Genomic DNA, 14,582 nt, shown 5'->3' with positions numbered 1-14,582 from the left:
TAACGAGCATTTCAAACAAGCGTATGTTTTTTCATTGACAGCTCACCGCCATCCTCATAACCTCGCCAAACCTTCAACGTACCGGGATGACGCGGACGTGGGCAGTATCTACTTGATTCGACATGGCCAGGCCTCCTTTGGTGCGGACGACTACGACGTCCTTTCGCCGACCGGTGTTCGTCAGGCAGAAATCCTCGGTCAACACCTGGCCGAACTCGGGATCAGCTTCGATCGCTGCCTGGCCGGTGACCTGCGCCGCCAACAGCACACCGCCAACAGCGCGCTGGAACAATTCGCCGCCGTGGGCCTGCCGGTACCGATCCTGGAAACCGATTCCGCCTTCAACGAATTCGATGCCGATGCGGTCATCCGTGCCCTGTTGCCGGCGATGCTGCCGCAAGAACCGAACGCATTGAACATCCTGCGCAACGCCGCGCAAAACCGCGCCGAGTTCCAGCGCATTTTCGCCCTGATCATCGAGCGCTGGCTGGCCGGCACACATGACACCCCCGAGCTGGAAAGCTGGCTGGGGTTTGTCGAGCGCGTTCGGGGCGGGCTGAACAGAATCCTCGAGCAGGCTGACAACACCCAGAAAATCGCCGTGTTCACCTCCGGCGGCACCATCACTGCCCTGCTCCACCTGATTACGCAAATGCCTGCCCGACAGGCCTTTGAACTGAACTGGCAAATCGTCAACACCTCGCTCAACCAACTGAAATTTCGTGGTCGCGAGGTGTCCCTGGCTTCCTTCAACGGTCATACACACCTGCAACTGTTGAAGACCCCGGAACTCATCACGTTTCGCTGAGTCCGGACTATTGTGACCCTGGCTGTTTACCCAGCTCCTACCCAAGAAAGGATCGAACCATGACCTCCGTAGCAGACGCCGTAAAAGCAATGCAAGCCAAGTTCAACCCAGCCGCTGCTGCCGGCCTGGACCTGGTCTTCGGTTTCAACATCACTGACGAAGACAAGCACTACGCGCTGATCGTCAAGGACAGCACCTGCGACATCCAGGAAGGCGAAAACCCTGATGCCAACTGCACTCTGGTCCTGGACAGCGAAACCCTGAAGGGTATCGTCAGCGGCGAAACCGACGGCATGCAGGCCTTCATGGGCGGCAAGCTGCGCGTTGAAGGCGACATGATGCTGTCGATGAAGCTGTCCGAGCTGTTCCCGGCCTAAGCATCTGCTCCCGACTTGCGGGAGCGTGCAGCGCTGCAAACGAATCCCGCCCTTTGGCGGGATTCGTCGTTGTGGCGAGGGAGTCAGCGCTCCTAAAATGCTCGCTCATCACAAACTGGCCAGTCCATGGACATCGATCTCGCCCGTACCTTCCTGGAAATCGTCCGTCACGGCAGCCTCGCGGCGGCAGCGGAAAAACTCCATGTCACCCAGACCGCCATCACCGCCCGCGTGCAAAAACTCGAGAGCCAGTTGGGCAGCACGCTGTTCGTGCGCAATCGCGCCGGTGCACGCCTGACGCCCAACGGCGAGGCCTTCGTGATGTACGCCAATCAACTGGTACAAACCTGGGAAGCAGCGCGCCGGGATCTACCGTTGCCGGAAGGCTATCGCGACGTGCTGCACATTGGCGGCGAAGTCAGCCTGTGCAACCCGCTGATGCTCGCCTGGGCCGGGCAACTGCGCGAAAAAATCCCCAGCCACGCCCTGCGCATGGAAATCCGCGACGGCGAAAACCTGTTGCGCCAACTTGAATTGGGCGTGCTGGACGCCGCGCTGGTCTACCAGCCCGAATACTGGCCGGGCTTGCAGGTCGAGCAGGTGCTCGAAGAAAAGCTCATCCTCGTACGCCTTGCGGAAAAACCCGAGCCGTACGTGTACATCGATTGGGGTACCGACTTCCGCCGCCAGCACGACGCCGCCCTGCCGGAAAAAGCCAAGGCGGCGTTGACGTTCAACCTCGGACCGCCGGCGTTGCAATTTCTGCTGGAGAACGGTGGCAGCGGTTACTTCCGCACCCGCGTCGTGCAGAGCTACCTGCAAAGCGGCGCTCTGGAACGGGTGCCCCTGGCACCGGAATTCAACTATCCCACCTACCTCGTCTACTCCCGCGACCGTGATTCACCGACCCTGCAACGCGCCTTCGACCTGCTGCGCGAAGTGATCGACTCCGACGAAGACTGGTCGCAACGCTGGAACCCGCTGACCTGACGCCGGATTGCACCGGATCATGGCCGTTCCACCCTCAAGGTTCGGCCAGCCGGATCACCGAAATCAACTAACCTGCAGGAGATAACAAAAACGACAGGTGATTGCATGAGGCAGACCACCGAAGGATTTCGCAGCCGCTATCGCGCGGCCATTCATCCGCTGTACAACCCCTGGCTGCATGGCGCTTTTGTCCTGCTGTTCGGGTCGCTGGCCATCAGCGTTTTCTGGAGCAGCGTGCACCAGGTTCAGCCGCTGGAATGGCTGGCAGTGCCTGCGTCACTGCTGTTGTTCAATCTCGGCGTTTATCTGATTCACCGCCACCTGGGGCACCACAAAAAAAACTACGCGCGCATGTTTTACGCGCGGCATGCCGGTGACCACCACAGCTTCTTCGCCCCTGGGCACATGGCCTATGACAGTGCCCGCGACTGGCGGGTGATCCTGTTCCCAGCCTGGTTGATCGTGCTGCACACGCTGGTGATCACCCTGCCCTTGTGGTGGCTGCTCAAGCAACTGGACGCAAACGTCGCCGGCTTGGTCGCCGGGTGCCTGGTGCTCGGTTACCTCGCTTATGAAGTGTTCCACGCCTGCGAGCACTTACCGGCGCACCACCCTGTCGCGCGCTTACCCTGGATCAGCCAGATGCGTCGCCTGCACGAACTGCATCATCGGCGCGAGCTGATGCAGGAGCGCAACTTCAACATCGTCTTCCCGCTGATGGACTACCTGTTCGGCACCCTTTACTGGGAGCCTGAAAATGATTCGCTCAACCTGACGAGACACGCCATGACCCGCATGCAGCATCAGATTGTCATTGCCGGACACCCTATCGAGATACTCGCCTACGCCAGCAGCGTGACGCTCTGGCCTGAGTGGCATCCCTCGTCGTTGCGGATCGAGGGTCCGGCCGGCCCGTTGCACGCAGGTGCCCGTTTCGAAGAGGACATACGCGCCGGCGGACGCGATGGACACTTGAGCTGGGAAGTCGCGGAGTACCTGCCGGGACGGCGCTGGAACGCTCGCGCACAGGGTGATCACGGTTTGTCGCTGGTGCTGACCTACGAGTGCGTTGCCGAGGGCAGCAGCACACGTTTTGTCCGTACGCTGGAGTACCAGTTCAGTGGCCTGGCGATGCGCATCGCCAACCGCTTGCTGCTCAAGCGTCGTATCGATCATGAGTCCGCGCAATCCATGCTGGCATTGGCCGAGATGGCGCAACAACATTTGGCAGCCAAGAGAATCAGCGCGTGAGGCTGCGTCATGTTGCGCTGCTGGCCAGCGTCGCGATTGCCGGTTTCCTGCTGTTGTGGCCGACCAAGGTCAAACCGGTTGCCTGGTCACCCGCGCCGGCCCCCTCGCTGAGCAGCGGCCCCTACGCAGACAATCAACGCCTCAAGGGACTTGAACGCGCTGGCGCCGCCGGGATCGACGGTCCGGAAGCCCTGCTACTGGAAAACGACAGGCTCATCACCGGCCTGCATGACGGCCGAGTGATCAGCACCAGCATTGACGGCGATGTGCGCAAGGTACTGACCGACACCGGCGGCCGCCCCCTGGGCCTGGCGCGGCATCCCAACGGCTTGCTGGTGATTGCCGATGCGGTCAAAGGCCTGTTGTCACTGGATGCCCAAGGCCGACTCGTACCGCTGACCACACAGGCCGGCGGTGTGCCCTTTGGCTTTACCGACGACGTGGCCATCGACAAGCCGGGTCGATACGCCTATTTCAGCGATGCCTCCAGCCGTTACGGCTATGGTCACGACGGCGAGGCGATCATCGAGCACGGCGGTGACGGTCGACTGTTGCGTTACGACTTCCAGACCGGCGATACCAGCGTCCTGCTGGACAAACTGGAGTTCGCCAACGGCGTGACACTGGGCCCCGAGGATGCCTATGTACTGGTCAACGAGACCGGCGCCTACCGCATCAGCCGTTATTGGCTGACAGGCCCGAAAGCGGGAACCCACGACCTGTTCATCGACAACCTGCCGGGGCTGCCGGACAACCTCTCCTTCAACGGCCACGACCGCTTCTGGGTGGCCTTGTATGCACCACGCAACGCCCTGCTCGATGGCACGGCGGCCCATCCATTCATACGCAAGATGATCGTGCGGGCAATGACCGTTCTGCCCAAGCCAGTGGAAAAACGCGGATTTGCCCTGGGACTGGACCTCGAAGGCAAGGTGATCGCCAACCTGCAGGACGGCAGCAGCGACAATTACTCACCCATCACCACCGTACGCGAGTACGGCGACTGGCTGTATTTCGGATCGCTGAAGGCACAGAACATGGCGCGGATGCCGTTGGGCAAGGCGCTGCATTGATTCAATCCCCCCCCCTGTGGGACCGAGCTTGCTCCTGCAAAGGGCGGGGATTCAATCAGGATCAGGATCGCCAGCATCGTCTGGCGGCAGGTCATCAAGCCCCGGATCTTCCTCGGGATTGACCGTGTTGTGCTCCGGACTCAAGGGTTCCGGGTGCGTGGGGATCGGGTCGTAACCGCCCTGCTGTTCACTTGGGAATTTTGGCTGATTCATGGGGCACCTCGCATGGAGCCGTATTGTCGGTCTCTGAACATTCGAGGTGCCGGGGTTTATCGCCGTTCCATTTTTCGCTCAACCGTCGTCGGCGACCGCTGGTGAGTCAGGAAGGCGACTGGAGCTGCCTGACGATCTTGTCCTTGACCTCCAGGCGCTTGGCTTTGAGTCTGGTCACCGCGTCATCGCTGGATTTGGCCTCCTCTGCCTCCACCACCGCTTTATCCGCCTGGGAATACTTGTTGATCAGTGAATCCAGTAACGGATCTTCAGCGCGTTTCTTCTGAATTTCTTCCTTTGTGCGTTTCAGATCCTGAAAAAGGTCGTGGGGCACCGGCATGGAACACCTCCGTTTGTTAATCGGTAGCAAACGCGACTAATTGCGTTCACCAACTATCAGAATGGCCTTGGTTAGGCGCTTCTGTCGACCGCCTGTCAGACCAGCGGTGCCCGTTCGTCGTCCTGTGGCTGATCCGGTAAAACCTTTGCCTGTTTTCAGGCCTCCACCGGTTATCGATGACTGAACACCCTCATACATCCCCGTGGAGAATGACCAATGGACGGATTCAACCTGCGCCACCTCACCCTCGCCATCGCCTTGAGCAGTTGCATGGGCAGCGTATTTGCTGCCACCTCCAATGACTTTGTCGACAACGCTGCCGCCGGCGGTATCGCCGAAGTCGAAGCCAGCAAACTGGCCCTGGAAAAAAGCGCCTCGGCCGACGTCAAGGCGTTCGCCAACATGATGATCAGCGATCACTCCAAGGCCAATGACGAACTGGCCGCCATCGCCAAACAGCACGACATCAAGGTGCCGGACAGCACGACGCTGGTGAAACAGGCCAAGGAGAAGATCCTCGACATGCGCGATGAGTCCTTCGATGCGGCCTACGCCAACAATCAGGTCAAGGCCCACGAAGAGACCATCAAGCTGTTCAAGAAAGAGGCCGACACGGTGACGGACGACCGGGTTGCAGGGGCCACCGAACTCAAGGGCTTTGCGCAGAAGATGTTGCCTGCGCTGGAGAAGCACCTGGACATGGCCAAACAGCTTCAGGCTGCCCACCCGAGCAAATAGATTCACCCTTGCCAAGACGAAAGCCGCATCGATGGATGCGGCTTTTTTGTTGTGCAGGAATGACTAAATAAATCATCACCTTGCGTTTCGCCGACTAGAGTCTATGTGCACTGAATAGAAATTAACGGCAAACACGAACAACTATTTCGTGCGGCAAATGTCATTGAATGGCGCGCGTCATCTTTCGGTGGCCCGGCCCCCACTTTTCAAGGAGCAAAAGCACATGGCGGCACTGCAAAGCAGCACTCTCGAGGCGATGTCAAAAAACCAGGCCCAACTGCTTGCCGAGTGGAGCAACGGCCTGGAAAACAGCGGTGCCACGCGCAACCTCAAGGAACAGGACCTCAAGCAACAAACCTCAGAGTTCCTGCACCTGCTGGTCCGCGGCCTGCAGAATGGCAACACCCAGAATATCAATACGCCGGGCTGGGACGAGATTCGGGTCTTCCTGGAAAAACTCTCCCACAGTCGCGCCACGCTCGGCCAGGATTCGCAGCAGACCGCCAGTTTCATTTTTGCCTTGAAGGGCCCGATGTTTGCGCTGCTGCAAAACCACTATCAGGACAGCCCTGCCTTGCTGGCCGAGCAATTGTGGGAAATCTCCGAGCTCCTCGATGCGCTGGGCATGCACACCATCCGTACCTTCCAGAAGTCCCGCGAATCGGTGATCAAGCGCCAGCAGGAAGAGCTCCTGGAACTGTCGACCCCAGTGGTCAAGCTGTGGGACGGCGTACTGGCGCTGCCAATGATCGGCACCCTCGACTCGCAACGCACCCAGGTGGTGATGGAGTCGTTGTTGCAGCGGATCGTCGACACCGGTTCGGAAATCGCCATCATCGACATCACCGGCGTGCCGACTGTCGACACCCTGGTCGCCCAGCACCTGCTCAAGACCGTCACCGCGATTCGCCTGATGGGTGCCGATTGCATCATCAGTGGCGTGCGTCCGCAGATCGCCCAGACCATCGTGCACCTGGGCCTGGACCTGCAAGGCGTAGTGACCAAAGCCAACCTGGCCGACGCCCTGAAACTGGCCCTGACCCGACTGGGGCTCAGCGTCAACAAGGCAGGTTGAGCCCATGGAACGGATTCCTATTTTGCAGATGGGCGACTTCCTGCTGGTGACCATCCAGGTCGACATGCATGACCAGCTCGCCCTGACCCTGCAGGACGATCTGTCCGAACGCATCAGCAGAACCACTGCCCGTGGCGTGCTGATCGACATTTCGGCGCTGGACATGGTGGACTCGTTCATCGGCCGGATGATCGGCACCATTTCCGGCCTGTCGAGCATCATGGATGCCCAGACCGTGCTGGTCGGCATGCAGCCCGCCGTCGCCATCACCCTGGTCGAGCTGGGCTTGACCCTGCCGGGCGTGAAGACGGCCTTGAACGTCGAGCGCGGCATGCAACTGTTACAGGACCGAGTACACCAGCAATGACCGTGCGCAGCAGCGGTACTCAACCGATCAACATAGAGCAGGACGTCGTCCTGGCCCGCCAGACTGCGCGCAAGCTCGCGCAGGAATGCGGCATGCGCCTGATCGACCTGACCAAACTGGTCACCGCCGTCAGCGAGCTCGCGCGTAACACCATGGTCTATGGCGGCGGTGGCAATATGGACTGGCAGATCCTCGATGAAAATGCCCGCAGCGGCCTGCGCCTGACCTTCCGCGACGAAGGCCCCGGCATCCCCGACATCAAGCTGGCGATGACCGATGGCTGGACCTCCGGTTCCGGCCTGGGCCTGGGCCTGACCGGCGCCAAGCGCCTGGTGGACGAATTCGAACTGGATACCGCGCCGGGCCAGGGCACACGCGTAACCATCACCCGATGGACATGACCCTGAGCGGCTCGCTGACCCAGGTGTTGGCGATCGAAGACAGCAGCCAGATCGGTCACGCCCGGCGCACCGCGCAGAAGCTCGCGGAAAAACACGGGCTCGATGCGACGGACGCCGGGCGGGTTGCCCTGGTCGCCACGGAACTGGCCAGCAACATCCTCAAGCACGCCGCCCGGGGTGAAATTCACCTGAGGGTTCTGCCCCGCAAAAACGGTGCTGGCATCGAGATGCTCGCCATCGATCGAGCCCAGGGTTTTGATCTGCAGGCGTGCCTGACCGACGGTTTTTCAACCGGTGGCACCCAAGGCATCGGCCTCGGAGCGGTTTCACGCCAGACGGAAGTGTTCGATGTCTACGCCGATGCCCGCGGTGCCGTACTGCTGACACGTGTCTATCCCCGGGAAGACAAGGCCGCGGACCGACGCTTTGGCATCAGTCAGCATTCGTTGCACGACGACCCGGCCTGCGGTGATGTCTGGCACCTGGCCTATGACGGCGCGCGCATCAGTGCTTTGGTGATTGATGGATTGGGCCACGGCGAAGACGCCGAAAAGGCCGCCCGCGCAGGCGAAAGCGCCTTCGCCCCTATCCCCTTCGCTTCGCCAGTGCAACTGCTTGAGGAAATGCACATCGCCATGACCGCCACTCGCGGAGGGGCTGCCGCCGTGGCGCAGTTCGATGCCGCGCGCGACGGGCTGACCTTCGCCGGTATCGGCAACATTGGTGCCTGCCTGGTCACTGCGGACAAATCCCGCGGCCTGGCCTCCCATCCCGGCATCGTCGGCGTGCAATTTCGAAAGGCGCAACCCTTTGACTATGCTCAAGTGAACGGACAGCTATTGATCATGTACAGCGACGGCCTGCAATCGCGCTGGAACCTGCAGGACTACCCCGGCCTGGTGCACCGGCACCCGGCCGTGATCGCCGCTGTGCTGCATCGCGACTTCTGTCGCGGGCGGGACGATGTTACGGTGCTGGTCATTGCTCTGGAGGCCACCCATGGCTGAAACATCCGTGAACCCGCTCGACGAACAGGCGGCACTGATCGCGCAACTGCAAGGTGAAGCCTCGGCCCTGCGCGACGAGCTGGATGAAACCAATCAGGGCGTACTGGCGCTGTATGCCGAACTCGATACCCAGGCCGAACAACTGCGCCAGGCATCGGACCTGAAAAGCCGTTTCCTGTCCTACATGAGCCACGAGTTTCGCACGCCGCTGGGCTCGATCCTGAGCATCGCCAGCCTGCTCACCGACGAACTCGACGGTCCGCTGAGCGATGAGCAGCACAAACAGGTGGCGTTCGTCAGCAATGCCGCGCGGGAACTCAGCGACATGGTCGATGACCTGCTCGATCTGGCGAAAATCGAAGCCGGGCGCATCACCATTTCCCCTGCCTGGTTCGACATGCTCGACCTATTCGCCGCCCTGCGCGGCATGTTCCGGCCGATTGTCGACACCAGTGCCGTGGACCTGATTTTCGAAGAACCGGTGGGCCTGCCGCGGCTGTACACCGATGACAAGAAACTCGCGCAGATCCTGCGCAATTTCATCGCCAATTCGCTGAAGTTCACCACCCGCGGTGAAATACGGGTCTCCGCCCGGCTGGAAAACCCTGCCCATGTGCGTTTTGCCGTCAGCGACAGTGGCATCGGTATTGCTCCCGAGCTGCATGGTGCCTTGTTCGAGGACTTCTCCCAGGTCGATTCACCGTTGCAAAAACGCCTGCGCGGCACGGGCCTCGGCTTGTCGCTGTGTAAGCGTTTTGCCGGGTTGCTCGGTGGTGAAGTCGGGGTGCAAAGCGAACCCGGCGTGGGTTCGACCTTTTTCGTGATCATCCCGCTGGCCATCGCAATGGAGCCTGCCGATGAAACGTGATCTGCGCTTGCTGATCGTCGACGACAACGTTGCCACCCGCTACGCCCTGCGTCGGCGTCTGGAGCGCCACGGCTACGAAGTGTTGGAAGCAGGCACCGGCAATGAGGGCCTGGAACTGATCGACAGCGTGTCCATCGATGCGCTGATTCTCGACGTCAACCTGCCTGACATGAGCGGCTTCGACATCGTCCGCAAGCTGCGCTCGGAAGCCGCCACGGCGCTGTTGCCGGTGATTCACGTGTCGGCGGCCTCGATCCAGACCGGCGACATCATCACCGGGCTCGATGCCGGGGCCGACGCCTACCTGATCCACCCCGTGGACCCGGACGTGCTGCTGGCCACCCTGCGCACGTTGCTGCGGGTACGAGACATAGAGAATGCCCTGCGCGAAAGCGAGGCGCGCTTTCGCGAGATCTTTATCAACGTATCGGCACCTATTGCAGTGCTGGATGCCGAGCTGAAAGTTCACGAATGCAACCACGCATTCGCGCAACTGGTGCAGGACAACCTGGCCGCTGACACGCTGCGCGAGTGCTTCGACGACGACCAGAGCGCCGTGATCGAAGAACTGCGCCTGCGCCTGGCCTATGGCGAGCGCTGGAAGGGCACGCTCAATATGCGCGTACTGGGTGAAGTCCGCGAAACCGAGTGGCAGATTTCCCCCTACCGCACGCCTGAACTGAGCCTGGTCTTCGTCGAGGATGTCACCGAACACCGTCACCGCGAGCGCTCACACCTGGCGCAACTGGATGACGCCACCACCCAATTGGCCAAGGAAGTGGCCGAACGCGCACGCACCGAGGCGCAATTGTTGCAGGTGCAGAAGATGGACGCGCTGGGCAAGTTGACCGGCGGTATCGCCCACGACTTCAACAATTTGCTCACCGGCATCATCACCAGCCTGGAGTTGATCCAGAAGCGCGTCGCCGAAGCCCGAACCGACAAGGTGCAGTTCTACGCCGAAGCGGCGCTGGCCTCCGCCACCAGTGCCGCTTCATTGACCCACCGGTTACTGGCTTTTGCCCGCCAGCAGCCCCTCGATACCCGGCCGGTGGACATCAACGAACACATCCGTTCCCTCGAAGAATTGCTGGTACGCACCATTGGCGAACGCATCGCCTTGAAGCTGGAACTCACCACCAAACCGGCCATCGCCCTGGTCGATCCGATCCAGCTGGAAAGCGCCATGCTCAACCTGGTGATCAACGCCCGCGATGCGTTGCCTCAAGGCGGCAATATCTGGGTCAACACCTACGCAGCCTTTTCCCATGGCGACCCCAATCTGGCCGATGGCGCCTACGTCGCCCTGTCGGTGCGCGATGACGGCACCGGCATCGACCACAGCGTGATCGGCAAGGTCTTCGATCCGTTTTTCACCACCAAACCTTTGGGCCAGGGCACCGGGCTCGGGCTGTCGAGCATCTACGGTTTCGCCCGACAGTCTGGCGGTGATGCACACATCCGCAGCGTGGCGCGACGCGGTACAGAAGTGACCATCATGCTGCCTGCCAGCTCCGATCCTACGGTGAGCCTGACCGAGCCTGCCTGCGTTGACCCGCAGGGCGCCGGCGAACACATATTGATTGTCGAAGACACACCGTCTGTGCGCATGTTCGTCGCCGAAGTGCTGGTGGATGCGGGCTACCGCTGCACCCAGGTGGGCGATATTGAAAGCGCCCTGGAGCGCTTGCAGAACGACCACTCCATCGAATTGCTGCTCACCGATGTCGGCCTGCCGCGCATGAGCGGCCGTGAACTGGCGGATGTCGCCCGGGGCTGGCGCGAGACCTTGCCGATCCTGTTCATGACCGGCTACGCCGAAACCGCGATCAATCGACAGGTGTTCCTGGGCAATGGCATGGAAATGCTGATCAAGCCGTTCCAGATCAACGAACTGCTGGACAAGGTGCGACGTACCCTGGACGGCGTCTGAAATCCCCAACAAACCCTGTGGGAGCGAGCTTGCTCGCGATAGCGGTGCATCAGGCGACAATTCTATTGAATAGACGGCCGTCTTCGCGAACCCGCTCCCACAGGGGAATTTTGTCAGCCGTTGAGGACGGCGCGCACCCTGCGGGTCAGCGCCTCTGCGCTGTAAGGCTTGCTGAGCAGGTGCGTATCCGGACTCAGCTGATGGTTGCGCGAAATGATGTCGCGGGTATGCCCTGACGTGAACAACACCGCCACGGGCGGTTCCTGCACCTTGGCCCAGGCTGCCAGGTCTGAACTCTTGATCAGGCCGGGCATCACCACATCGGTGAAGATCAGATCCACGGCCACCCCCTCGAGTAGCATCTGCATGGCCATGTCGCCGTTGTTCGCCGTGACAATCTGGTAGCCCTCGTCGCGCAGCAACTCCACCACCGACACCCGCACCGCGTCATTGTCCTCGACCACCAGGATGCGTTCATGACCGCCCTGCTGTTGCACGTCGCTGTCCGGCGTTTCCACCGGCGTCGAACGCAAGGTGCGCGGAAAATACAGCTGCGCCCGTGTGCCCTGCCCGACCTCGCTGTCGATCTCGATATGGCCGCCACTCTGCTTGACGAAACCGAACACCATGCTCAACCCGAGCCCGGTGCCCTGCCCGTCGGCCTTGGTGGTGAAGAAGGGTTCGAAGACCTGGGCCAGGACCTCGGACGGCATGCCAATACCGTTGTCAGTCACTGACACGCGCACAAACTCACCGGGAACGATACCCTTGCCCATACAAAACCCAGGGGCCAGCACAATGTTCTCGGCACTCAGCTCGATGGTCCCCTCGCCTTGCAAGGCATCACGGGCATTGATCGCCAGATTGAGAATGGCGTTTTCCAGCTGATTGCCATCGACAAACACCGCCCAGGCGTCCTCCGGCGCGCTCATGTGCACCTGCACGGTTTCGCCCAATGCGCGTTGCAACAGCTCTGCCAACCCATCGAAGATCTGTCGCAAGGTCACCACCGCCGGCGACAATGGCTGACGCCGGGCAAACGCGAGCAATTGCGAAGACAGTTTGGCGCCGCGCTCGACAGCGGCAATCGACGCTGCTACCCGGCGCTGCACATTGGCGTTGCCGGGTTCGTGTCGCGCCAGCAGGTGCAGGTTGCCGGCGATCACCTGCAACAGGTTGTTGAAGTCATGGGCCACGCCGCCGGTCAGACCGCCAATGGCTTCCAGCTTCTGCGACTGGCGCAATTGCTCTTCGGCCGCCAGGCGCGCTTCTACTTCCTCGGCGACCCGCTGCTCCAGGTTGCGGGTGAACCTGAGCAATGACTCTTCGGCAATCTTGCGTTCATGGATATCGATCAGTACCCCGGGGAAACGAAAAGCCTCACCCTGCGCATTGAATTCGCAGCAACCACTGGCGAGCACCCAAAGGTAACTGCCGTCGGGCCGCAAGATGCGGTACTCGGCGTTGTAGGCCTCGCCGGTTTCAACCGATAGGCGCACTCGCTCGCGCACCCAGGCGAGGTCGTCGGGGTGGATGCGTCGTTCGGCTTCTTCCTGGGAAAGATGGTTGAGGTCCTGCCCGGGTGGGAAATAGAAAGTCCGGGCAAAACGCTCATCGGCGGACAGCACGTCGGTTTTGACGTCCCACACGAAGGAACCAAGCAAGGCTCCGGCATTCAATGCCAGGCGGACCCGCTCGTTGTCGGCGCGGTAGGCGTCTTCGGCAGCCTGGCGCCGACGTTCGGAGTTCACTCGTTCAGTGGTTTCCACCACCATGGCCATGACCCCGGCCGGGCGCCCGTCATCATTGGAAACCGGGCTGTAATAGAGGTCCAGCCAGACTTCTTCGGGAATGCCATCGCGCAGTAGCACCAGCTCTTTATTGCGATAGGACAAGGTACCGCCGGCCAGGCAGGTGTCGACCACATGACGGTTGAATTCGGCGACTTCCGGCCAGCCCAGCTCGACCGGAGAACCCAACAGATAAGGATGCCGTCCTCCGGCAAATGCCGAATACGCATCGTTGTAGATCATGTACCCGGACGGCCCCCAGAGCATGACCATCGGCAGCGGCGAGGCGAGCATCAATTGCACCGAACTGCTCAGGCTTTTCGACCAGCTACCCAGCGCGCCCAGCTCGGTCCGGCTCCAGTCGAACGCACGAATGCGCCCGGCCATTTCGCCGTTCCAGCCGGAACACCCGTGGCTTTCCTCTAGAAACTGCATTGGCTCGCTCTACCCCGGTCATTGACACCCGTGTGTTTCGAGCATCCTGCACGTCATTCGTTTCATATGAGGTATAGCTGATTCTCCCGGGCCCAGGCTCCCCCCTTTGCCCTCGATGGTCTCAACGAAAACGCGGGGCACCAGATGCCCCGCGTCGTTCATGCCTCCATCGCGAGCAAGCTCGCTCCCACGAGGGCCTATACCTCAATCAAATGCTTGAGCGGGTTGTAGCTGGTCTTGAGGGTCGCCGCCACATCAAGAATGGCCTTCTCGATGCCATTCAGATGCATGCAGGTCAGTTCAATCGCCGCACTCTGGTTGCCCGCCTCGATGTATTCGATCAAGCGCAAATGCTCATCGTCCCGGCAGGCTTCGTGGCTGTCGTCATCCAGCGCCGCGGCGTACAGCGACGCCCGGGAAATCAGCTTCTGGTACCAGTCCAGCAGCACCGGGTTATTCAGGCTGCGGGCCAGCTTGATGTGGAACTCGCCCAATAGATGGATCAAGCGCTCGTGGTCGCCGCTCTGGTGCGCCTCGTCCTCCAGCAACAGATGATCACGCAAGTCGCGGGTGACCGCCGTATCACGCCGTCGGCACAGTTCACTAACGATGCCGATCTCGATCAGGCGCCGGGTTTCGAACAAAGAACGGATCTCTTCGTCACTGGGCAACGACACCGACGCACCTTTATTGGGCTCGGTGGTGACCAGTCCATCGGCCTCCAATTGCTTGAGCGCGGCACGTACGGAAGTGCGGCTGACATTGAAAAGTTCGGCCAGTGACGCCTCGCCCAGCTTCATGCCCGGGCGTAACGAGCGCTTGCTGATCGCCTCGTAAACCCCTTGGTAGACACGGTCGACCGTGGTTTCCAGTTTCTTCTCGGTCATTCATCAACTCCTCGCGCCCTGTGCAAACA

The 14,582-nt window shown here is 60.9% G+C and carries 16 protein-coding genes; 12 read left to right on the top strand and 4 right to left on the bottom strand.

The window, feature by feature from the left end; all coding sequences use genetic code 11:
* Nucleotides 1-97: 97 nt before the first annotated feature.
* The 5 genes from EIY72_RS09400 (at nucleotide 98) to EIY72_RS09380 (ending at nucleotide 4,499) form a co-directional block, all read left to right on the top strand.
* Complete coding sequence (locus EIY72_RS09400; RefSeq protein ID WP_093219282.1) at nucleotides 98-808, top strand: histidine phosphatase family protein; 711 nt, start codon at nucleotides 98-100, stop codon at nucleotides 806-808.
* A 59-nt stretch (nucleotides 809-867) separates the two neighbouring features.
* Nucleotides 868-1,185 (top strand): SCP2 sterol-binding domain-containing protein, encoded by a 318-nt coding sequence (locus EIY72_RS09395; RefSeq protein WP_093219277.1) that lies wholly within the window; start codon nucleotides 868-870, stop codon nucleotides 1,183-1,185.
* A 126-nt stretch (nucleotides 1,186-1,311) separates the two neighbouring features.
* Entirely contained in the window at nucleotides 1,312-2,175 is an 864-nt protein-coding gene (locus EIY72_RS09390; protein ID WP_093219272.1) for a LysR family transcriptional regulator, read from the top strand.
* A gap of 105 nt (nucleotides 2,176-2,280) precedes the next feature.
* Nucleotides 2,281-3,426: an SRPBCC family protein gene (locus EIY72_RS09385; RefSeq protein WP_093219268.1), complete on the top strand. Its 1,146-nt coding sequence runs from the start codon at nucleotides 2,281-2,283 to the stop codon at nucleotides 3,424-3,426.
* A complete protein-coding gene (locus EIY72_RS09380) occupies nucleotides 3,423-4,499 on the top strand; it encodes an SMP-30/gluconolactonase/LRE family protein (protein WP_093219264.1) in 1,077 nt (358 codons plus the stop codon). Before EIY72_RS09385 ends, EIY72_RS09380 begins: the two co-directional genes overlap by 4 nt.
* 51 nt (nucleotides 4,500-4,550) lie before the next feature.
* Here the strand turns inward: EIY72_RS09380 and EIY72_RS29885 are convergent, their stop codons facing one another.
* Entirely contained in the window at nucleotides 4,551-4,712 is a 162-nt protein-coding gene (locus tag EIY72_RS29885) for a hypothetical protein (protein WP_165939591.1), read from the bottom strand.
* A gap of 106 nt (nucleotides 4,713-4,818) precedes the next feature.
* Nucleotides 4,819-5,052: a DUF465 domain-containing protein gene (locus EIY72_RS09375; protein ID WP_093219259.1), complete on the bottom strand. Its 234-nt coding sequence runs from the start codon at nucleotides 5,050-5,052 to the stop codon at nucleotides 4,819-4,821.
* Nucleotides 5,053-5,268: 216 nt separating this feature from the next.
* On the opposite strand from EIY72_RS09375, the gene EIY72_RS09370 reads away from it, so the two are divergent.
* From EIY72_RS09370 to EIY72_RS09340, 7 genes are all read left to right on the top strand, one after another.
* On the top strand, nucleotides 5,269-5,790 hold the full coding sequence (locus EIY72_RS09370) for a DUF4142 domain-containing protein (RefSeq protein WP_093219254.1): 522 nt from the start codon (nucleotides 5,269-5,271) through the stop codon (nucleotides 5,788-5,790).
* 223 nt (nucleotides 5,791-6,013) lie between these two features.
* Nucleotides 6,014-6,865 (top strand): STAS domain-containing protein, encoded by an 852-nt coding sequence (locus EIY72_RS09365; RefSeq protein WP_093219250.1) that lies wholly within the window; start codon nucleotides 6,014-6,016, stop codon nucleotides 6,863-6,865.
* 4 nt (nucleotides 6,866-6,869) lie between these two features.
* Nucleotides 6,870-7,232, top strand: coding sequence for an STAS domain-containing protein (locus EIY72_RS09360; protein ID WP_093219246.1), 363 nt, complete (start codon nucleotides 6,870-6,872; stop codon nucleotides 7,230-7,232).
* Nucleotides 7,229-7,633, top strand: a complete 405-nt coding sequence (locus tag EIY72_RS09355; protein WP_093219242.1) for an anti-sigma regulatory factor — start codon at nucleotides 7,229-7,231, stop codon at nucleotides 7,631-7,633. The genes EIY72_RS09360 and EIY72_RS09355 overlap by 4 nt, the downstream gene beginning before the upstream one ends.
* Nucleotides 7,630-8,640 carry an ATP-binding protein gene (locus tag EIY72_RS09350; protein ID WP_093219238.1) on the top strand — a complete coding sequence of 337 codons (1,011 nt, stop codon included), beginning with the start codon at nucleotides 7,630-7,632 and terminating at the stop codon, nucleotides 8,638-8,640. Before EIY72_RS09355 ends, EIY72_RS09350 begins: the two co-directional genes overlap by 4 nt.
* Nucleotides 8,633-9,508, top strand: coding sequence for a sensor histidine kinase (locus EIY72_RS09345; protein ID WP_093219233.1), 876 nt, complete (start codon nucleotides 8,633-8,635; stop codon nucleotides 9,506-9,508). The genes EIY72_RS09350 and EIY72_RS09345 overlap by 8 nt, the downstream gene beginning before the upstream one ends.
* On the top strand, nucleotides 9,498-11,441 hold the full coding sequence (locus tag EIY72_RS09340; RefSeq protein WP_093219229.1) for a response regulator: 1,944 nt from the start codon (nucleotides 9,498-9,500) through the stop codon (nucleotides 11,439-11,441). The genes EIY72_RS09345 and EIY72_RS09340 overlap by 11 nt, the downstream gene beginning before the upstream one ends.
* A 113-nt stretch (nucleotides 11,442-11,554) precedes the next feature.
* Here the strand turns inward: EIY72_RS09340 and EIY72_RS09335 are convergent, their stop codons facing one another.
* The gene (locus tag EIY72_RS09335; protein WP_093219224.1) at nucleotides 11,555-13,666 is read right to left on the bottom strand and encodes a hybrid sensor histidine kinase/response regulator; all 2,112 of its coding nucleotides are present in this window, start codon (nucleotides 13,664-13,666) and stop codon (nucleotides 11,555-11,557) included.
* Between the two features lie 197 nt (nucleotides 13,667-13,863).
* On the bottom strand, nucleotides 13,864-14,553 hold the full coding sequence (locus EIY72_RS09330) for a GntR family transcriptional regulator (RefSeq protein ID WP_093219220.1): 690 nt from the start codon (nucleotides 14,551-14,553) through the stop codon (nucleotides 13,864-13,866).
* Nucleotides 14,554-14,582: the final 29 nt, after the last annotated feature.

This window comes from Pseudomonas vancouverensis, assembly GCF_004348895.1.
Lineage (GTDB): Bacteria > Pseudomonadota > Gammaproteobacteria > Pseudomonadales > Pseudomonadaceae > Aquipseudomonas > Aquipseudomonas vancouverensis.
Note: the sequence above shows the minus strand (reverse complement) of the source record. Positions and strands in the feature narration are given on the sequence as shown.